At 42.7% G+C, this 20431-nt stretch carries 15 protein-coding genes; 7 read left to right on the forward strand and 8 right to left on the reverse strand.

The window, feature by feature from the left end; genetic code table 11:
- A complete protein-coding gene (locus GKO22_RS08300; protein WP_166334072.1) occupies positions 1–2013 on the forward strand; it encodes a hypothetical protein in 2013 nt (670 codons plus the stop codon).
- 119 nt (positions 2014–2132) lie between these two features.
- On the opposite strand, the gene GKO22_RS08305 is transcribed toward GKO22_RS08300, so the two are convergent.
- On the reverse strand, positions 2133–2687 hold the full coding sequence (locus GKO22_RS08305) for an NADPH-dependent FMN reductase (protein WP_166334073.1): 555 nt from the start codon (positions 2685–2687) through the stop codon (positions 2133–2135).
- Positions 2688–2800: 113 nt separating this feature from the next.
- On the opposite strand from GKO22_RS08305, the gene GKO22_RS08310 reads away from it, so the two are divergent.
- Positions 2801–3175, forward strand: a complete 375-nt coding sequence (locus GKO22_RS08310) for a YkvA family protein (protein WP_166334074.1) — start codon at positions 2801–2803, stop codon at positions 3173–3175.
- A gap of 102 nt (positions 3176–3277) precedes the next feature.
- Here GKO22_RS08310 and purL read toward each other — a convergent pair whose 3' ends face one another.
- Both purL and GKO22_RS08320 read right to left on the reverse strand, forming a co-directional pair.
- Positions 3278–6955, reverse strand: coding sequence for a phosphoribosylformylglycinamidine synthase (gene purL / locus GKO22_RS08315; RefSeq protein ID WP_166334075.1), 3678 nt, complete (start codon positions 6953–6955; stop codon positions 3278–3280).
- Between the two features lie 113 nt (positions 6956–7068).
- Positions 7069–7608 carry a lipocalin family protein gene (locus GKO22_RS08320; RefSeq protein WP_166334076.1) on the reverse strand — a complete coding sequence of 180 codons (540 nt, stop codon included), beginning with the start codon at positions 7606–7608 and terminating at the stop codon, positions 7069–7071.
- Between the two features lie 87 nt (positions 7609–7695).
- Between GKO22_RS08320 and GKO22_RS08325 the strand changes: the two genes are divergently transcribed.
- The 4 genes from GKO22_RS08325 (at position 7696) to uxaC (ending at position 12846) form a co-directional block, all read left to right on the forward strand.
- The gene (locus GKO22_RS08325; RefSeq protein ID WP_240920223.1) at positions 7696–8154 is read left to right on the forward strand and encodes a DUF4268 domain-containing protein; all 459 of its coding nucleotides are present in this window, start codon (positions 7696–7698) and stop codon (positions 8152–8154) included.
- 27 nt (positions 8155–8181) lie between these two features.
- Complete coding sequence (locus tag GKO22_RS08330; RefSeq protein ID WP_166334077.1) at positions 8182–8973, forward strand: S1/P1 nuclease; 792 nt, start codon at positions 8182–8184, stop codon at positions 8971–8973.
- Positions 8974–9025: 52 nt separating this feature from the next.
- Positions 9026–11029, forward strand: a complete 2004-nt coding sequence (locus GKO22_RS08335; protein WP_166334078.1) for a M13 family metallopeptidase — start codon at positions 9026–9028, stop codon at positions 11027–11029.
- Between the two features lie 416 nt (positions 11030–11445).
- The gene (gene uxaC / locus GKO22_RS08340) at positions 11446–12846 is read left to right on the forward strand and encodes a glucuronate isomerase (protein ID WP_166334079.1); all 1401 of its coding nucleotides are present in this window, start codon (positions 11446–11448) and stop codon (positions 12844–12846) included.
- 690 nt (positions 12847–13536) lie between these two features.
- Here the strand turns inward: uxaC and GKO22_RS08345 are convergent.
- Entirely contained in the window at positions 13537–15210 is a 1674-nt protein-coding gene (locus GKO22_RS08345) for a pseudouridine synthase (protein WP_166334080.1), read from the reverse strand.
- Between the two features lie 133 nt (positions 15211–15343).
- On the opposite strand from GKO22_RS08345, the gene GKO22_RS08350 reads away from it, so the two are divergent.
- A complete protein-coding gene (locus GKO22_RS08350; protein ID WP_166334081.1) occupies positions 15344–16786 on the forward strand; it encodes a dicarboxylate/amino acid:cation symporter in 1443 nt (480 codons plus the stop codon).
- 82 nt (positions 16787–16868) lie between these two features.
- Here the strand turns inward: GKO22_RS08350 and GKO22_RS08355 are convergent, their stop codons facing one another.
- The 4 genes from GKO22_RS08355 to GKO22_RS08370 are packed head-to-tail and all read right to left on the reverse strand — an operon-like array spanning position 16869 to position 20386.
- Positions 16869–17681: a phosphate ABC transporter ATP-binding protein gene (locus tag GKO22_RS08355; protein ID WP_166334082.1), complete on the reverse strand. Its 813-nt coding sequence runs from the start codon at positions 17679–17681 to the stop codon at positions 16869–16871.
- Positions 17636–18508, reverse strand: coding sequence for a PstA family ABC transporter permease (locus GKO22_RS08360; protein WP_166334083.1), 873 nt, complete (start codon positions 18506–18508; stop codon positions 17636–17638). Before GKO22_RS08360 ends, GKO22_RS08355 begins: the two co-directional genes overlap by 46 nt.
- Positions 18501–19388 carry a phosphate ABC transporter permease subunit PstC gene (gene pstC / locus GKO22_RS08365; RefSeq protein WP_166334084.1) on the reverse strand — a complete coding sequence of 296 codons (888 nt, stop codon included), beginning with the start codon at positions 19386–19388 and terminating at the stop codon, positions 18501–18503. Before pstC ends, GKO22_RS08360 begins: the two co-directional genes overlap by 8 nt.
- A complete protein-coding gene (locus GKO22_RS08370; protein ID WP_166334085.1) occupies positions 19385–20386 on the reverse strand; it encodes a PstS family phosphate ABC transporter substrate-binding protein in 1002 nt (333 codons plus the stop codon). Before GKO22_RS08370 ends, pstC begins: the two co-directional genes overlap by 4 nt.
- Positions 20387–20431 lie beyond the last annotated feature (45 nt).

Raw genomic sequence — 20431 nt, forward strand, 5'->3', positions numbered from 1 at the left:
ATGAATAATAAAGCAGGTATTTTTGCGATGGTTCTCCTGAGCATTCTTACTTTATCTGGATGTTCTGACAAATTGGTAGAAACTCCGGGAGAGTTACTACGGTTACAAATTGGTGTCGAGGGAATAACAGCATCCGTGGACAATGTTAGTACCTCGACATCACAGCGGAGTGTGCAAAATTCGGATAATATCTCCTCTGCATTTTCGGGTGACGAATCGGGATTTGTAGCTAGTCTTACAACCATCCAAGATGGATTGGTAGGCACTTATGATGAAGATTATATCAATAGCTCTACCATTCCAAACGCAACAAAAAACACCATCAGTCGTGCTACGATCGATATGCCACAAGGTTACACTTATCGTGTGATACTTTACAATAGAAATACGGGTGAATTTTGGAGAACAATACATGCGAGATCAGGCACGCCAGCAACAGTAGATGGACAGAGAGGAGTAACCTATACGTGGTACGCATACTCTTACAACAATATGGAAGAAATACCCGCACCCACAAATCTGTCGAATCCTTCCATAGAAACTCCAACCGACAAAGCGCTGATGTATGCGACAGGCGAGATCAACATACCTACCACGGGCGAAGCAGAAGCTAATATCATAGGAATTTTATTTGAGCACAAAGTAGCGCAATTACGTATTAGAATTGATGCAACATCGCTAGCCACCTATGCGACCATAAATAATTTGAATGCTACATTTGATAATCCTTCGTACATCAAAAAAGGCCAATTTAATATCCGAGGAAATCGTATAAGTCAGATCGAAGCGGCACCTATTGAAACTATCTTTAATACCCGTTCGGCGACAAACATATGGGATAGAAGTTTCTTCACAGTAGATCCGCAAGTATTGAGTACCTACAGAATCACGATAAATGATCTACCCGTAAGATTTACGGGCGTACCTGATGCTTTGGCAAATCGCAATCTTGCAACCTACTTTGGGATGGCTAATCGACCCGTGTTTACTTCGAGTTTCAGAAATCCTGTGATCGGGCAGCGCTTAACCTCCAACATTTTTCTCAACTATCAGCCATCTTCTTTGCGCGTACTACACATATCAAGTGGCTCAAGCGATGGATTTGCACTGGAGCAAGGGCCATCTTGGCAGTTTATCAATTCGAAGGAGAATTTTGGTGATTTGCCTCAAAGTGTGGTAAAAATAGGATCTTGGACAAATGGCGGCGGAGCTTGGGAAGGCGGAACTGCAACCAGTAACTCTGCTCAGAACAGAATGACCTTTAGCACGAGTAATGCTTTTGATACTCAAATTCGTACTAGGCTAGCAGCAGGCGCACCAAATAGACCTGATGTGGTGATTATTGGTTTCAACGTCAGTTCTATCTCACCCATTTTTGGCACTGCATTGAATGATTTTATCAATGATAGAGGCGTTGTTGTCATGATGCTGCAAAGCGTTTCTAATAATGATCAAAATAGCGCAAACTTCTTCAACAATCTGTTCGGTGTCAATAATATTGGTTTTTTCAATAATACTGGCGCATCAGGCGCGATGTATCCCATTGATGGAAACAATCCTACAGATGTAATATTGAATGGACCATTTGGAGATGTGCGTAATCAGTATTGGGGCGACGATCGTGGTCCATCGACATTGGGTATCGTGAATGCACCTGCTAATCAAATCACCATCTATTCTCGAGAGCAAGCCATCAACAGAGGAGTGGCAGGAACCAGAGGTGCAACCATGTTTATACACAATACTAAAAGTATATTTTTCGTTGGCGATGGTGGATTTGTGGCTTATAGTGCTGGAGGTGCTAACAATATGACGGCCTTTCCATTTTTATACGATGCAACGACGACTCGTCCGCTTCCAAAGCCCTTCGGAAACTCGAGTAATGGGTATGTCGCCGGAAGTAGAAGCGCATACAATAGCATCGTGATGGCGAATGTAATGGCATGGGCCGTACTTAAGGCTGAATTAGAAGGAATCAGACCATGGCGGTATGCCGCACCACCAAGACCATAATTATGCAGAAGAGTATAACACAAATTTGTAAGTGCAAATAAGTACATGTAAAAAAAGGTTCAGCGCATATTTCCTTTGCGCTGAACCTTATACTTTATCGCTAGTCTTTGTGGCGACATCTAAACGTGTCTATTAGCAAAATCGATATAAGCGTTTAGCGCTTTTGTTAAAAAGCGACCACTATCTTCTTTTAGCAGCGAGCCATCTTCATCAAAACACGCTTGTACATTAGCGATATACACTTCCGGTTGTGCCAGAGTGGGCATATTTAGATAGGCCAATGACTGTCTTAAATGATGATTTGCCCCAAATCCACTTTGATTACTAATGGACGAAGAAATTACCATAGCTGGCTTTCCATCCCAAACACTGCTACCATAAGGACGAGATCCGACATCTATAGCATTTTTCAAAACGCCGGGCACCGAACGATTGTATTCAGGCGTGATAAAGATGATACCATCAAAAGATTTGATTTTTTGCCGAAAAGGCGCATATTCTGCCGGTTCATCATTTTCGTCGTAGTCTTGATTGTAAAGAGACAAACCACCAATCTCCACCATTTCCAATGATACGCCTTGCGGAGCCTGTTCTCTCAGATACTGACCGATTGCTTTGTTATAAGAACCCTTGCGTAATGATCCTACCACGATTCCAATATTTTTAACTGCCATAATGTTATTCAATTTGATGTACAATAAACAACACCTAGCGTACTAATTTGGTTTTTTGCTTGGGCATAGTTATTGTCTTCTATGTAGTGATTTGTGAACAAGAAAGGACAATAATGATTAAACCAAGGTATTTTGTAAAGGCTTTAGCACTATATAAGGTGTTTAGAACCTATCAATTGAACAGAAAGGATTTGGATAAAGCAGACAGCTTGTCAGCTAATCTAAAAGCGCATGGGGAGGATTTTAAGTTGATGGTTAGTATGGCGAAAGATACGTTGACCGGCAAGCACAAGATGAATAAGTGGAATATGTCTATCATTGTAGGTACAATAGTTTATGTGATATCTCCTTTAGATGCTGTGCCCGATATTATTCCGGTACTTGGCTGGCTGGATGATGTCGCTATTGTGAGCTACGCACTAAGCAAATTGCAAAAGGAAATGGAGCGATACAAAAAAGAGCAGCAACTACAGCCTGCGAAGATTTAGCAAAATTAGTTACATGAAGAAAGCCTCTTGTAAACCAAAAAGAGTTCGCAAGAGGCTTTCTTCTGTATAATCAACCTCAAATATGGAGGAGTGCATCTTCTTTTATGCCGATGGATGCGATTCAATCCATTTGCGTGCATTTACAAATGCTTCTAACCAAGGCGACACCTCATCTTGGCGACCAGCAGGATAGTTTGCCCAGTTCCATTGGAAGATAGAACGTTCGATGTGCGGCATAGTCACCAAATGGCGACCAGTTTCATCGCACAACATCGCTGTATTATAATCCGATCCGTTTGGATTATGCGGATAAGATTCATAACCATATTTACCGACAATCTGATATTGGTTTTCTGCCTCCGGCAAATAGAATTTACCCTCGCCATGCGAAATCCAAACACCTAATGTACTACCAGCAAGCGTAGAAAGCATGACCGATTTGTTTTCTTCGATACGAACAGATACGAAGTTTGATTCGTGTTTACCAGAAGTATTGTGATGCATCTTGCCGTGCTCGGCATGTGAAGGATTGATTAACTCCAGCTCCATAAACAACTGACAGCCATTACATATACCGACTGATAACGTATCTGGTCTGGCAAAAAAGTTGTCCAATGCTTTTTTTGCTTTTTCATTATATAAAAAGGCACCGGCCCAACCTTTGGCAGATCCTAATACATCCGAATTGGAGAAGCCACCAACGGCACCGATAAACTGAATATCTTCTAGCGTTTCACGACCGCTAATCAAGTCGGTCATGTGCACATCCTTGACATCAAATCCTGCTAAGTACATCGCATGCGCCATCTCGCGCTCCGAGTTAGATCCTTTCTCGCGAATGATGGCAGCCTTTGGTCTTGCTACAGTTTTATCAATCTGTGGCAACTTGCCATCAAAATTTGCAGGTAATACGAAGTTTAATGGTTGCTGCTTATAGTTCTCATAACGCAACTCAGCCGTACCATTTTTAGATTGTTTCTGATCCAGTAGGAAAGAGGTTTTGAACCAAGTATCACGCAAGGTCGCTACACTAAATTCAAATTTATCGCTGTTGTTAGCGAAGGTGATCTGATCACCCACTTGCGGTGCTCCGATTTTCGCCAACTCAATTCCTGCTGCTGCAAATGCCGATTCGAAAGCGGCATCGTCCGTAGCCTGTAGCACCACAGCGATATTCTCATTAAACAATGCTTTGACGCTGTCTTGTTCACCCAAGGAGGTCAAATCATATTGTGCACCTAAGTTGATAGAAGAGAACGACAACTCTAATAAGGTAGTTATTAAACCGCCAGAACCGATATCGTGCCCAGCTGCGACCAAACCTGATCCGATCGCATCTTGAATAGCATTAAATGCTTGCTTGAAGAAAGCAGCATCTTTAATGTCCGGAACTTCCTGTCCTACTTTGTTTAAAATCTGCGCGAAAGATGATCCGCCTAATTTTAACTGATCTTGAGATAGTGATATATAATAAATTGATCCTGCATCGGCTTTCAACACCGGCTCTATTACTTTAGATATATCATTACAGTTGCCTGCTGCCGAGATAATTACCGTTCCCGGCGCGATAACCGATTCACCGTTAGGATATTTCTGCTTCATAGAAAGCGAATCCTTTCCAGTAGGAATATTGATACCTAATGCAATCGCAAATTCAGAACAAGCTTCCACTGCTTGATATAAGCGTGCATCCTCACCTTCATTATTACAAGCCCACATCCAGTTCGCAGAAAGAGAAAGACCTTTCATACCGTCTTTAATTGGCGCGAATACGATATTGGATAAAGCTTCGGCAATAGCCGTACGGCTCGCAGCAGCCGGATTTACGATAGCGGCTACGGGAGAATGACCGACCGTGGTGGCAATTCCTTCTTTTCCTTTGAAATCCAAAGCCATGACACCAACATTGTTTAGAGGCAATTGCAATTCACCAACACATTGTTGTTTAGCAACACGTCCGCCAACACAACGATCGACTTTATTCGTTAACCAATCTTTGGCTGCGACTGCTTCCAATTGTAGTACTTGATCAAGGTAAGTTGGAATTTGATCAGCACTATATGCTAAATCAGCATAATCACGCGCTACCGTCTGATCACGCATGATCGTTTTTGGCGAAGAGCCAAAGAAATCTTCCAACGCGTAATCCATTGGCTTAGCGCCTGTAGTTTGCGAAGCGAAGGTAAAACGATGATCTCCGGTCACATCACCCACCGTGTACATCGGTGCACGCTCGCGATCAGCAATGGTTTTTAAACCTGTAATATCTTGTTCACCAATCACCAAGCCCATACGTTCTTGGGATTCATTACCAATAATTTCTTTGGCCGAAAGGGTAGGATCACCTACAGGTAATTTGTCCAGATCAATCAAGCCGCCCGTATCTTCTACCAATTCTGACAAGCAGTTTAAGTGGCCACCAGCACCATGATCATGAATAGATACAATGGGATTGTGATCTGATTCAACCATAGCACGTACCGCATTGGCAGCACGTTTTTGCATTTCGGGATTAGAACGCTGAATCGCATTTAATTCAATTCCTGAACCAAAAGCGCCCGTATCCGCAGAAGATACCGCAGCACCACCCATACCAATGCGGTAGTTTTCACCGCCCAGAATGACAATTTTATCACCAGTTTTTGGCGTATGTTTTTTTGCTTGATCTAATTTTCCATAACCTACACCACCGGCTTGCATAATTACTTTGTCGTAACCTAAAGTGCGACCAGCTTCTGCATGCTCGAAGGTAAGCACAGAACCGGTAATTAACGGTTGACCAAATTTATTCCCGAAATCAGAAGCACCGTTCGATGCTTTGATCAGAATATCCACCGGACTTTGATACAGCCAAGGACGCTCAGGAACCGCTTGTTCCCAAGGGCGATCTGCTAATAAACGAGAATAAGCCGTCATGTAAATCGCCGTTCCGGCCAATGGAATCGATCCTTGGCCACCGGCCAAACGATCACGAATCTCACCACCAGAACCAGTGGCAGCTCCTGCAAAAGGTTCTACCGTGGTAGGAAAGTTATGTGTTTCCGCTTTCACCGAAAGCACCGAATCGAAGACTTTCTCTTCGTAAAAATCGGGCTTATCAGCAGATTTTGGCGCGAATTGTACCAATTGCGGACCAGCAACAAACGCCACATTATCTTTGTATGCAGAAACAATACTGTTAGGATTCGTTTCCGAAGTTTTCTTTATTAATTTAAATAGGGAAGTGGGTTTTTCTTCTTCATCAATGATGAACGTACCATTAAAGATCTTGTGACGGCAATGCTCTGAATTAGCTTGTGAGAAGGCGAACACTTCCGCATCCGTCAATTTGCGATCAAGCTTTTCCGAAAGGCCGTTTAAATAAGCGACTTCTTCGGCATTCAATGCCAAACCTTCGGAATCATTGTATGCTGCGATATCATCTATGTCTAAAATAGGTTCTGGCGCAATGTCGATCGTATACAAGTCTTGCTTCAAGGCCGGATATCGTTGCGAAATCATCGGATCGAAGTCCGCAAAATCTGCTGCAACCGGCGTAAACTCTTCGATGCGAATAATGCCTTCGATGCCCATATTCTGGGTAATCTCTACGGCATTGGTACTCCAAGGCGTCAACATGGCCGCACGCGGACCAACGTAGGTTTGTGCTATTTCTGTCGCTTCTAGAATAGACGCGTTGCCAAAAAGCCAGTTGAGTTTACTAATAGTTTCAGCGGAAAATGCCGTTTGAGCTTGCACCGCATACACGATACCTTGTTGGTTACGAAAGAAATGGATCATTAGAAATACTGCGTAAGAAATTCTTCAAAATCAAACACAAAATTAGCTAATTTTAGTGTAAAACGTACACAGAAATACCGTTGTTAGTAATTTCTGTGTTTATCCACAGCTGATCAATCTATTTCATGATCCGCCCATACCAATTGATCGGTGGCATACCCAGCACGTACCGCGTATTGCACATATTTTTGTCTGATATGTTCCGGTACTTTTTTGTCGCGGGAAAGTATCCACATGTAGTCTGTATTTTCGCCAAATACCAGTGCATATTTATAATCTTGATCAATATGCATGATATTGTAACCCGAGTAGAATGGCCCGAAAAAAGATACTTTTAAGGCGCCAATATGATCTTTACCCAAAAATTTTGCTTTTCCTCTGCTCTCTTTCCATTTCTTTTTGACCGTATCAAAGCCGCGATTCAGCACGGTGATCGCACCATCTAGGCGTAAATCGTATGTAGCAGTCACTTCTTGCAGATTTTTCTCCCAGAAAAAATCCAACCGTGCCACCTCATGCCATGTGCCCATATATTTCGTTTTATCAAAATCATCGACGACCGGTACATTTGAACGCACCGGTTTCAAAATCTGGTATGCTGCCGTTCCTATGGCTATTGCAGAAAGTGCTAATAGCGATTGTTTCTTATCCATCCTGTAACATTTTGTATTAAAAACAGTCTAAGATTCCAAAAGTTTCTGCGGAATTGATAATTTTACATACTACAAAAAGCAAAAGTATTGTACGGAAAAGACGAGGTAAAGAGAACAAAGGAAGCATTTTGGACTGCGTATGGGCAATACATGCGCGTTATTCCTTTTGAAGATGGGGAAAAGCAGAGCTGGATCAATTATAAAACAGGCGTTAAGCACTTATTTTTCCGAATGGAAGCTCACCACCAATCTGCTCGCATCGCGATCGAATTAGATCATCCTGATGAAGGCATACGTACATTAATGTATTCTCAATTAGAACAGTATCGCCACATTTTGCACGCGGAATTGGGCGAAGACTGGGATTGGCTACCTAATACACAGAACGAATACGGAAAAGAATTCGCGGTGGTACAAACAACCATCCGAGCCAATATCATGGAAAAGGCCGATTGGCCTACTTTGATCTCCTTTTTCAAACCCAGAATGATCGCCTTAGATAGTTTTTGGTCATCCGCAAAATACGCTTTCGAAATATTCAAATAAACAACACTATAATAACAACATCAACACATGAACAACTTTTTTAAATCCGTCGTTATTTTGCTATTAGTTAGCAGCAGCAACGCGGTTTTTGGCTGGGGAATGACCGGACACCGTGTCATCTCGGAAATTGCGGAAGCACATTTGAGTAAAAAAGCGAAGAAAAACATTTACCAATTGATCGGCAACCAAAAGCTTGCCTATTGGTCCAATTGGGCAGATTTTATCAAATCTGATCCCGATCCGGAACTACAAAAAACGGGTTCTTGGCATTTTGTGAACACCACTGGCAACCTTTCTTATTCAGATTTCGTAACAGAACTTGAGGCTTCGCCAGAAGATAACCTATATAAGGCGTACGCAGCATTACGTAACGATGCTAAAAACCGTCAAGGAGATCTAGCTAGAAGACAGCAACAATTGTACTTTATCATTCACTTACTTGCTGATGCACACCAGCCGATGCATGTTAGTCGCAAAGAAGATCTTGGGGGCAATAAGATCGATATTACATTCTTCGGGAGAAAAGGTAATATTCACCGCGTTTGGGATAGTGATTTGGTAGATAATGAAAAATACAGCTACACCGAATATGCGCGTGTACTGGACTATGACAAAAACAATTACGCGAAATATACGCAATCAAGTATGGAAGAATGGTTGTATGAATCACATCAAATAGCCAACCAGATTTATGACGATGTAGCTAAAGACACGGACCTAAGCTACCAATATATATACCGCTATAAGTATACGATGGAAGCTTGCTTGCTAAAAGCAGGATTACGCTTAGCGAAAGAATTGAATGATATCTACGGTTAAGAATAAATCGTAGATTAGTACAAAAACACAAACAACTAAACAATAAGAATACATGAAGAAAACGTTAATCTTCGCTGGGATGATGCTTGCTGCCGGAATGGCCAGCGCGCAAGACAGCCCGGCAATTAATCAAGCTCACATGGACAAGACTGTACGTCCGCAGGACGACTTTTACCAATTTGTAAACGGTAACTGGATGAAAACCGTAGAAATTCCTTCCGACAGAGCGCGTTGGGGAAGTTTTGATGAGCTCCGGGAAATGACCGATGTCAATACGCAAAAACTACTGGAAGAGGCTTTAGGTAAAGATTTTGCCAAAGGTACTGACGGACAGAAAATAGCAGATCTATATCGTTCGTATGTAGATATGGAAGCTCGTAATAAGCATGGCATTGAGCCAGTTAAAAAACAATTAGCAGACATCCAATCGGTCAAAAATCTGAAAGGTTTGTATGATTATTTCGTGAAATATGGTGCCGTTGGCGGTAATCCATTCTTTGGCGGTTACGTAGGCACACACATGAAAAACTCAGCGATCAACACCGTTTATCTTGGTGGCGGCGGGTTGGGTTTAGGTCGTACTTACTACCAAAAAGAAGATGCTAAAAACACCGAAACATTAGCAGATTACCAACAATTTATCAATAGCTTGTTTCCAGCTTTCGGACAAAAAACGCGCGATCTGAAAGGACCAGGTATCGTAGCATTCGAAAAATCGATCGCGGCGAAGCTAAAAACCGTAGAAGAGCAACGTGATGCGAATAAACGCTACAATCCAGTTGCAGTTAAGGATTTGGGTGGCCTAGTAAAAAATATGGATGTCGCTGCTTACTTGAAAACGATGGGTTTCAAAGCAGACACCGTAATCATTGGTGAATTGAAATACTACCAAGAATTGGATGAAATCCTCCATGAAAAAAACCTTCCTATCATCAAAGAATACCTAAGCTTCCATGTAATGGACGGTGCTACAGGTTACTTGACTAAAGATTTAGAAGATTTGTCTTTTGACTTTTATGGCAAGAAATTGCGTGGCCAGAAGGAACAACGCGCCTTAGACAAAAGAGGTTTGGAGTTTGTTAATGGCAACGTGGGTGAATTGTTGGGTAAGTTGTATGTAGCTGCTTATTTCCCTGAAGAAGCCAAGCAAACATGTGAAGAATTAGTCGGATATCTACGTAAATCATTTGATGCACATATTCGTGGTTTAGCGTGGATGTCTCCAGCTACGCAGGAGAAAGCATTGGAGAAATTATCGAAATTCACAGTCAAAATTGGATACCCAGACAAGTGGAAGGATTATTCTAACCTAACGGTTGGTACTTCATTATTTGAAAACATCAACGAAATCAAAAGGTGGCGTTTTGCTGAAAACTTAGCAAAACAAGGTAAACCAGTCGATAAAGAGGAGTGGGGCATGTCGCCACAAACGGTGAATGCATACTACAGCCCGTTGAACAACGAAATCGTATTCCCTGCGGCAATTCTTCAACCGCCGTTTTACGATTACAAAGCAGATGCTGCGGTCAACTTTGGCGGTATCGGCGCGGTGATTGGTCACGAACTTTCACACGGATTTGATGATTCTGGTTCACAGTACGATGGCGATGGTAATCTGAATAACTGGTGGACAGATCAAGATCGCGAGAAATTCGAAAAGGCGGCTGATGCCTTGGTAGCTCAATTCGAAACCTACGAACCCGTACCGGGCGTATTTGTAAACGGTCGTTTTACCTTAGGTGAAAACATCGGTGACTTAGGTGGTTCTTCTGTGGCATTTGATGCGTTGCAAATGTACTTGAAAGACAAAGGAAATCCAGGATTGATCGATGGTTATACGCAAAACCAACGTTTCTTCTTGTCATGGGCTACCATTTGGCGCACGAAAACTACCGACGAATTTGTAGTAAACCAAGTGAAGACAGATCCGCACTCGCCGGCACAATATCGCGCATTTGCTCCGATCATCAATTTAGATGCTTTTCACGAGGCTTTTGATACCAAACCTGGTGACAAAATGTATGTTCCTAAAGAAGATCGTATTGTAATCTGGTAATACTAGTTTCTCATCAATTCATTTTATAAAAAAATGAATCGGCGAAACGTCAAGAAGTCCTTGTTGATCCAAATCAGCAAGGACTTTTTTTATGCTTGCGGTTTTTCGATAACGTTTGCGTAAATATTATCCCTGATTTTCTCTGTTGGCGTGGCTCAATCACTTATCTTGCAGCTAATAAAGAAAAAACAACAACCGCAATACCCGCATAAATACCACGCTGATAGACCGTGGATTAAGCGAACAGCTGTTGCTATTAAAATATTAGTAACCAATATTTCTAAAATTACGATACCCTACCTACTACCTATGGGATGGTAACAATAGCAAGATGGTGCGTTGTCGTATGGACACTCGACACGCACCATACATGCGATAAGAAGCAATAAACACTATAGGATAAAGAAAATAGCGCAATGAAGAAATTTTTAGATGACAACTTTTTGCTACGCACCCAGACCGCGCAAGACCTGTATCATCAAGTTGCCAAGCATTACCCCATTATAGATTATCATAATCATTTAGTGCCACAGCAGGTGGCAGAGAATAGTAGATTCGAGAATATTACACAAGTGTGGTTGAATGGCGATCATTATAAGTGGCGTGCCATGCGCACCAACGGTGTGGCAGAGAAATACATTACCGGAGACGCTACGGACAAAGAGAAGTTCTTGAAATGGGCCGAGACGGTACCGTATACCTTACGAAACCCACTTTACCATTGGACACATCTAGAGTTGCAGCGTTATTTCGGTATAAAGGATTTACTATCGCACAAAACGGCCGAAAAGATTTACGAGGAAACGGCCGCAAAATTACAAACACCTGCTTTCTCGGTGCATGGATTGCTGGAGCGCATGAATGTCGAAGTAATCTGTACCACAGACGACCCAACAGATTCGCTGGAGTATCACCAGCAATTTGCCCAGCAACGGGCGAATTTTAAGATGCTTCCCGCATTTCGGCCGGATAAAGCTATGCAAGTAGACGATGCTGGTGCGTTCAATCAATACGTGAACCTTTTAGAATCAGTAACGAATACCTCAATTGGTAATTTCACCGATTACCTCGACGCATTGAAGCAGCGTCACGATTTCTTTGCAGCGAATGGTTGCAAAGTGTCAGATCATGGTTTGGAGCACATCTACGCTGAAGATTATACCGATCAGGAAATCTACGCTATCTTTAATAAGATTCGTCAGAATCAAGGTATCAGCTTATTGGAGAATCACCAATTCAAATCAGCTATGCTGGTTTATTTTGCCCAGTGGGATCACGAAAAGGGTTGGGTACAACAATATCATCTGGGCGCGCTGCGCAACAATAATTCGCGCATGCACCGCCTGATTGGGCCAGATACCGGCTGGGATTCTATGGGTGATTTTAGTCAAGCTCGTGCATTGTCCAAGTTTCTGAATCGATTGGATAAAAATGATCAACTAACAAAGACGATCATTTACAATTTGAATCCGGCCGACAATGAGTTGATCGCTACGATGGTGGGGAATTTTAATGATGGTTCGATTGCCGGCAAGGTGCAATTTGGCTCCGCCTGGTGGTTTTTAGATCAAAAAGACGGAATGACCAAACAAATCAACACTTTGTCTAACATGGGTTTGTTGAGTAGGTTGGTGGGCATGTTGACCGATTCACGCAGCTTCTTATCATTTCCTCGGCACGAGTATTTCCGTCGATTGCTTTGTGATATTTTGGGCGAAGATGTCGAGCAAGGTGAGTTGCCAGATGATGTAGAATGGATCGGAAAGATCGTTTCCGACATCTGTTACCATAATGCAAAGAATTATTTTAATTTTTAATGGCGTTTACGCGCATTTAAAGTGGCATTTTACTATTATTTTCATACAATTGTTAATGAATTGTTATTAATATTCTTATTTAATTGTAAAAATCATATATTTGATAAGCCAAGAATGATGAATCGGCATTCCATTTTATTATTGATACAAGTTATACGTCTCTGAGGGAGATGTACACATATCTTAGTTTTTGTTGTAAGCGTTTTCGCTTAGTTTGTGTTGGGTAGCAGCCTTCGGGCTGCTATTTTTTTTGATAAAAAATTGAGTAAATTTAAATCATTACTCTCCATAAAAATGGCGGGCAATATGATCAAAAGTTCATTTTTTGGAATAGGTCAGATACTTGTTCACAAATAGGGGGAATCTTGAATATTACTGGTCTACGAGTCGGGTTAGATAGCGTATTTATTCGGGTTAGATGGTCGTCTACTTAACCTTTTGTCGGGTGTAAATGTACTGAGACAGTACTAAGTATGTAGTATAGCACCTGCATTAGCGGTGTATGAATACCTTACGATCATAAGCTCATCGGTGAAGTAGTAGCCAATACATAGGCAGGATGATCATCAAAAGAACGACTTACTCATATCAGAGATAGCAATAGAACACCGCAATTTTATCTTGGTTTTTGATGTCACATGCCGCAAACTGTAGACACAATCAGCCTGTAACCCACAAATTATGAGAAACTTAAAAAGGATCAGCGACCTCAAAAACCAACTGTTCATTGGAGTCCGGATGTCGAAATGAGATATATCCGGCATGCAAATGCAAGCGATCCGCTTTACTGCCATACAGATCATCGCCTACAATCGGCGTATGTAAACCTAAGCTGTGCGCGGCGTGTACACGCAGTTGATGCGTACGCCCTGTGAGCGGAAAGAAATGAATTCTTGTTTTTTCATTCACGACTTCTACTACTTGATACTTTGTTTGCGCATGCTTTCCGTAGGTATAACAAGCCATTTGACGCGGGCGGTCATCGAGATCGCCACGAAGTGGCAGCGTGATCATCCCTTTCTCGCTTGGAATGCGCCCATCCAACAATGCCGTATAACGCTTGGATACCTGATGTTTAATAAATTGATCCTGAACGATGCGATGCGCTTCTTTGTGTTTAGCCAAGACGATAATACCAGAGGTAGACATATCCAATCGGTGAATAATCACCGGACCGGTAATATCTGGCCGTAAGGCCAAAATCCGGCTGTACACCGAATCTTTAATTTGTATTCCCGGGACAGAAAGTAATTCTGCCGGCTTATTGACAACGACGAGATGTGCATCTTCGAATAGGATTTGTAATCCAGCGGGAGTTTCGGGCGTTTGCAAGAGTGGATTGGGCTCTACACGCAGTCCCTGCATCATAAAGTTCAGAATCGGCTCACATTTGCCGCGACAAGAAGGGTAAAATTGTTCGTGGCGGCGCACTTCCTGCGAAGGCGATGTGCCCCACCAAAACTCCGCCATACAAATCGGCGTCAATTGATGCTGATATGCATATTGAAACAATTTGGGGGCAGCACATTCTCCGGCGCCAGCAGGAGGGACGCCATTGGCTTCATTTCGAAATATGTCTAAGACATTTCGTGTATTACCTTTGGCATTTAGAAATTGATATTGATCAAAGATCTTTTGCTGCAGCGCAGCGGAGCGCTGTCTGCGTTCGTCTCTCAGCGTGCGCATCGCTAGCTGCCAATGTTCTTCGTTTTCCTGTGCTTCGACCAAACGCTGTTGACAGGCGCGCTTCACCAGATCATATTCGTGCTGGTCGCGGTAACTTTGCTTCACCAAATCTGCTAAGATCTCGGCAGTTTCCCAATGATTTGCATCCAACGTGGCACGAACACGCTTTCTTTCGCTTTTCAACTGTTTTTGCTTCGTGCGCGCCGCTTGCAAAAGCTGCTCATTATGCAACTGCACGGCGCTCAACTGCTCTTTGGCCATTTTCCAAGTATCCGATTGCTCCAGCACCTCGATTTCACGGTTGATTTCATTGATCCGCTGCTCTTCTTTCAAAAAGAATCCTCCTTCTTCCAGCATATCGTAGATGGGCGGTACAAAATAAGCGTGTTGGTTGCTATTGGCTAATTTGCCCGATACCGCTGCCAAAAAACCCAGTTGCCCATCCCGATCTTTCACCACCATCACACCAAACATCTTTCCAATTGCCAAGCCAGCGTCCTGATCCGTCAGCCCAAAGTTGTGCACGAAATCTTGTTGCTGTGACAGATAAGATTTCACTTCGTTTGCGGCGCGTACACTTAACGGATGTGGATCGTAGCTAAATGGAAAAGTGAATAAAGGTGGTAGCGACTCGGATGTCGCTGGCAAAGGATGGAAATATGGTGGCTTTTCTGACATAAGATTTCTGCAAAATTACGGAATTGTATGCTATGTAAAAAGGCTGCTTGAAACCACCTTAATTCGCTCGAACATTTGGTTTACGCGCCTATTTTTATATTTTTGCTGAAATAAGGTTAAACCACCACATTACATGCAAAAATCAAAAATTGCTTTTGTAACACTTATAACCATTGCATTAGCTTCTATTATCACCTTACTTTCGGAGTTCGAAATTGTTCCTATTTCTACCACTGGAATGATGGCCGTTCGCTGGATTACTGCCGTTGTGCTCATCGCCAATGCATTGGTTAGACGCAATTTAACTACGTGGATCTTAACTAGTATGGCACTTGGCGTGTTTATTGGTGTCGACTTTCCCAACGTCGCTCGCGCGTTGCAACCACTAAGTCAAGGATTCATCAAATTAGTGAAAACCATCGTCGGTCCGATCTTATTTGCCACGCTCGTGTATGGTATTGCGGGGCATTCCGACTTGAAGCAAGTCGGTCGTATGGCTTGGAAATCATTATTGTATTTCTTCTGTGCCACGACTTGTGCTATTTTTATCGGATTAGCCGCTATTAATATTACACAAGCGGGAGTAGGCATAGATGTAGAGAATATGCCACACGAAGAATTGCCTCAGTCTACTTCCACCGTTTCTGCCTCTGATCTAGCCGCCTTGGAACATATCGATGAGTCTGCACACGGCATCTATAAGTTCGCGGCATTCTTTCGGGATACTTTCCCAGAAAACATCGTCAAGTCTGTCTATGAAAATAAGGTTTTGCAGATCGTGGTATTTGCCGTGATATTCGGTATTGGGCTAGCGATGGTGCCCGAAGAGAAGCGTAAACCAATGGTTGATTTTACAGAAAGTCTCTCCGAAGCGATGTTCAAGTTCACCAACCTCATTATGTACTTTGCACCGATTGGTGTGGGTGCAGCGATGGCTTATACCGTAGGTCATTTAGGGGTTGATATTCTGAAGAACTTATTCATGTTATTGGCCACACTTTATATAGCATTGATTTTCTTTATCTTACTGGTGTTATTTCCAGTAATGCTATATCTAAAAATACCTATTAAGAAATTCTTGGCTGCTGTTAAAGAACCGGTGTCTATTGCCTTTGCCACGACGAGTTCGGATGCGGCTTTGCCAAAAGCAATGAGCGCGATGGAACGTTTCGGCGTACCACGCAAAATTGTTTCTTTCGTGATCCCCACCGGATATAGTTTCAATCTCGACGGCACTTCCTTATACCTTTCTTTGGCTTCCATCTTTGTGGCGCAAGCCGCTGGTATGGATCTGAGCTTCGGACAACAATTGATGATTGCTTTCACCTTGATGATTACCTCTAAAGGTGTAGCAGCTGTACCCCGAGCTTCATTAATCATCTTGATCGCCACAGCCGATCAGTTTGGTTTGCCGACATTCGTCATTGCTGCTATTCTAGGAATTGACGAGCTGATGGATATGGCGCGTACTTCTGTGAATGTCATTGGAAACTGTTTAGCTACGGTCGTAGTCGCTAAATGGGAAGGTGAGTTCGATGCCGAAGCGCCATTTCGCCAGGATGAGATTGCAGAATAACCTGGTCTTTCAGAAGATTTAGCAAGAAAGCTAATAATACAGAAGCGGGGCTTACATGGATGTAAGCCCCGCTTCTGTATTATTAGGATATAAAACCTTTGACATATTGCTTAGTGAGTTCCTGCTGCGGATTAAACAAGATATCCTCGGTCTTGCCAAACTCTACTACTTCACCTTGGTATACGAATAAAATGTAATCCGATACGCGACGCGCTTGCCGCAAAATATGCGTGACCAATACAATCGTGTAGTCCTTCTTCAATTCAATCAAAAGATTTTCAATAGTCTGCGTGGATATAGGATCCAAAGCAGAGGTTGATTCGTCGCCAAGGATAATCTCCGGTTGTACGGCTAAACCTCTCGCCAGACATAAGCGCTGTTGCTGTCCGATGGATAGGCGCGTAGCTGATGTCCCTAAACGATCTTTTACTTCATCCCACAAGCCTACATTACGCAACTGTGTCTCCACAATCTGCTTGAGTTTACTCTTATCCCGTTCGCCATGAATACGCGGCCCGTATACGATATTATCATAAATAGACATCGGCAGTGGAAATGGTTTTTGCGAGAGCAAACCCATCTTTTTGCGAATATGCGTGACCTCTGCATTTTTACCATAAATATCCTCGCCATCGACGATTACAGATCCCGTAACCTGTACATCTTTGCTATCATCCAACAGGCGATTCAAGGTTTTCAACAAGGTCGTCTTGCCACAACCCGAAGGGCCGATGATAGAGGTAATCGAGTTATTGGGAATATCTAAACTCACGTTTTTCAAAATCTGCTTTCCCTCAATATGTACGTTCAGATCCTTGATCTGAATTAAAGGTTTTGTCGCTGTTTCGATCACAGTTTGTGTTTCTTTTGTTTCGCTGCTAGTAAGTGTGTGCATAGAACGATGAATAAAATGATGAAAGTCAATACCAAAGCAGAGGCGTACGCTCGACCTTGTACTTCGGGAATCGGGCTGCTTAGTTGAAAGAAAATAGCTAATGGCAACGTGGCCGCCGGTTCGTCTATGTATTTGGGCATATTATCGCTGAATCCAGTGGTGAGCAGTACGCCGGCCACATCGCCAATGGCACGCCCAAAAGCCAAGAGAATGGCGGTAAAAATACCGGGTTTAATGTATTTAAGCACCACGCGCGCGGCTTCCCAGCGTGTAGCACCGAGCGAAAATGTCACTTGCGTTAAGTCAATTGGAACAGTCTTGAGCAATTCATCAATCGTGCGCACCACAATTGGAATCGTCAACAACGTAATCGTAATGATACCACCTAGTAGTGAAGCACGAATACCTAACCAAATCATAATGCTGAACGCAATGGCGCCATACACAATGGAAGGAATGCCAAACAAGACATCAAACAGTAATTTGGCGCTGCGCGCAATGAAGGAGTCTTTTGGCACGTAAAGATTGAGGTACAGCGAAATTGGAATACCAATAAGTGTTGCAATTCCAGTGGAAGCTAATGCTAGATACAAAGAACCAAGAATTGCATTCAGAATACCGCCACCCTTACCAATGTAAAAACCGCCTTGTGGAGATTGCGAAATCATTTCCCAAGACAAGTAGGGCAAACCTTTGTATAAGATGGTCCCCACAATAAAGAACAAAGAACCAGTGATGGAAATGCCTGATAACTGCATCAGGATCTTGGCGATCTTTTCCTTGCGTAAGCGGTTTCTTACTATTTTACTAGTTGTATGTTTAGCCATGATCCTCCAATCTATTTAATACGACTCGAGAGATGAGGTTGAATCCGAAAATTATAACGAAAAGGAGCAATGCCGCGAACATCAACGCAGAATCGTACATAGGAATCGACATCATCTCGCCAAAATTATTGGCAATTAACGCAGGAATCGGATACCCGGCATCAAACCACGAAGTCGGGATCTGTGGTACATTGCCACAAACCATCAGCACAGCAATCGTCTCGCCAATAGCTCGTGAAATACCTAATACAATCGCTGCCACGATTCCTGGTCTAGCTTTCCGCAAATTGACCGATACAATGGTTTCCCACTGTGTCGCCCCTAAAGACAAGGATGCATCTTTCAGTTCCTGTGGTACAGTTTGCATCACTTCCACCATAATGCTGATGAGGATGGGGAAAATCATCACAGCCAGCACAATTCCGCCAGCAAACACTGAAAAACCGGTAGTTTCGACACCGAAGATCGGCGCGATATAATTACTTAGAATAGGCACAACGAACAAAATGCCCCAGACGCCATACAATACCGGAGGAATAGCCGCCAGCACATTCATCAATGGTAAAACTGACTTACGAAGACGATCCGACGCAAACTCTACCAGATAAATGGACGCCATCACACATAACGGCACGGATATAATAAGCGCAATAAGCGTGACCCAAACAGTTCCCAGAATAAAGGGTAAAAATCCAAAGTTGCCCTTCAGAGGCGACCAAACACTGCTACTTAAAATAGTCCACAAATTCTCGTTCTGTAATAATGGTAAAGATTTGAAGGTAAGCCCCACAGCAATCAGCACCACAACTAAGATCTTTGTGACTAACAAAAATGCCGAGCCATACTGCACGATCTTATCTATCCATAATCTAAACTTCATTTCTTCAAAAGTTTTATATTTTCAATAGCAATAGCATCATCATTCAAAGGAACATAGCCATTTTCTAATAAATATCCCTGCTGTTCTTTCTCCAATACAAATTCAATAAAGGTTTTTAACAACACATTATTTTGTTGCCCTTCATGAATGACAAACATCAAGTCACGCGCTGGCGGCGAGGGATATCGATTGTCGGCTACCGCTTCCGTAAGTTCAGGAAGCGTACCGTAAAAATCTTCCTCCGGATCGATTTGCCCGTTCTGATTAATATCGATAGGAATCACAGCCAAACCTGCGCTAACTTGTTTCGTTTTTAGATCATACAGGTAATTGATATTGTTGAAGCCAATCGAAAGCGGACGATCTTTGATCGCTTGCGCGATGCCTGGGTCTCCAAAAATTCCAATGCCTTTTAGATCTTCTTGATTGACCCCTAAAAATTTTGCCCAAGTTTCAGCAGCACCTGCTGCATCAGATCGGGTATACACCTCAATAGGTTCGGACACGAAACGAGCGTCGATATCATTCCAGTTTCTATGTTTCCGAGTCACAAAAACATCGATCAATTCCTGTCTGGTCAGTCCACGCGTCGCAATCAATTCAAAATTGGGATGAGCATTACTAATCGTACCAATCACAGCATCTTTTGCTACAAAAATAGGGTAGGCGCCTTTATCGATTTCTTGCTGATGCAAATCACGCGATACTAAACCGATATCTACCATATTGGTCAACACATCGGTGATACCTTTGCCTGCTCCTCCTGCCGAAATATTAAATCGCACATTAGGATGAATCGTTTTAAAATCCTCGCTCCACAAGACAGCAATAGGATATAGTGCAAATGCCCCTGAAATCGAAATATTACCTACCAGTTCACCATTTTCATCCACTCCGTTCTTTGTCTGTGGCGCGCACGAATTTAAGAATACCAAAAAAACCAAACTAAGTAACTGAGCTACATAGTGTTTGGCATACACTCTTCTCTTTTTACTCATAACGATAAAAACAAATATATAGTAAATTGGTAGATATTATGGGTT

Source organism: Sphingobacterium chungjuense, from assembly GCF_011316935.1.
GTDB classification, from domain to species: domain Bacteria; phylum Bacteroidota; class Bacteroidia; order Sphingobacteriales; family Sphingobacteriaceae; genus Sphingobacterium; species Sphingobacterium chungjuense.

Coding starts and splice junctions, on each gene's coding strand:
- GKO22_RS08370 (WP_166334085.1), bottom strand. CDS start 20,386: ATGAGTAAAAAGAGAAGAGTGTATGCCAAACACTATGTAGCTCAGTTA.
- GKO22_RS08355 (WP_166334082.1), bottom strand. CDS start 17,681: ATGCACACACTTACTAGCAGCGAAACAAAAGAAACACAAACTGTGATC.
- GKO22_RS08360 (WP_166334083.1), bottom strand. CDS start 18,508: ATGGCTAAACATACAACTAGTAAAATAGTAAGAAACCGCTTACGCAAG.
- GKO22_RS08320 (WP_166334076.1), bottom strand. CDS start 7,608: ATGGATAAGAAACAATCGCTATTAGCACTTTCTGCAATAGCCATAGGA.
- GKO22_RS08335 (WP_166334078.1), top strand. CDS start 9,026: ATGAAGAAAACGTTAATCTTCGCTGGGATGATGCTTGCTGCCGGAATG.
- GKO22_RS08350 (WP_166334081.1), top strand. CDS start 15,344: ATGCAAAAATCAAAAATTGCTTTTGTAACACTTATAACCATTGCATTA.
- GKO22_RS08330 (WP_166334077.1), top strand. CDS start 8,182: ATGAACAACTTTTTTAAATCCGTCGTTATTTTGCTATTAGTTAGCAGC.
- GKO22_RS08310 (WP_166334074.1), top strand. CDS start 2,801: ATGATTAAACCAAGGTATTTTGTAAAGGCTTTAGCACTATATAAGGTG.
- GKO22_RS08305 (WP_166334073.1), bottom strand. CDS start 2,687: ATGGCAGTTAAAAATATTGGAATCGTGGTAGGATCATTACGCAAGGGT.
- purL (WP_166334075.1), bottom strand. CDS start 6,955: ATGATCCATTTCTTTCGTAACCAACAAGGTATCGTGTATGCGGTGCAA.
- GKO22_RS08345 (WP_166334080.1), bottom strand. CDS start 15,210: ATGTCAGAAAAGCCACCATATTTCCATCCTTTGCCAGCGACATCCGAG.
- pstC (WP_166334084.1), bottom strand. CDS start 19,388: ATGAAGTTTAGATTATGGATAGATAAGATCGTGCAGTATGGCTCGGCA.
- GKO22_RS08300 (WP_166334072.1), top strand. CDS start 1: ATGAATAATAAAGCAGGTATTTTTGCGATGGTTCTCCTGAGCATTCTT.
- uxaC (WP_166334079.1), top strand. CDS start 11,446: ATGAAGAAATTTTTAGATGACAACTTTTTGCTACGCACCCAGACCGCG.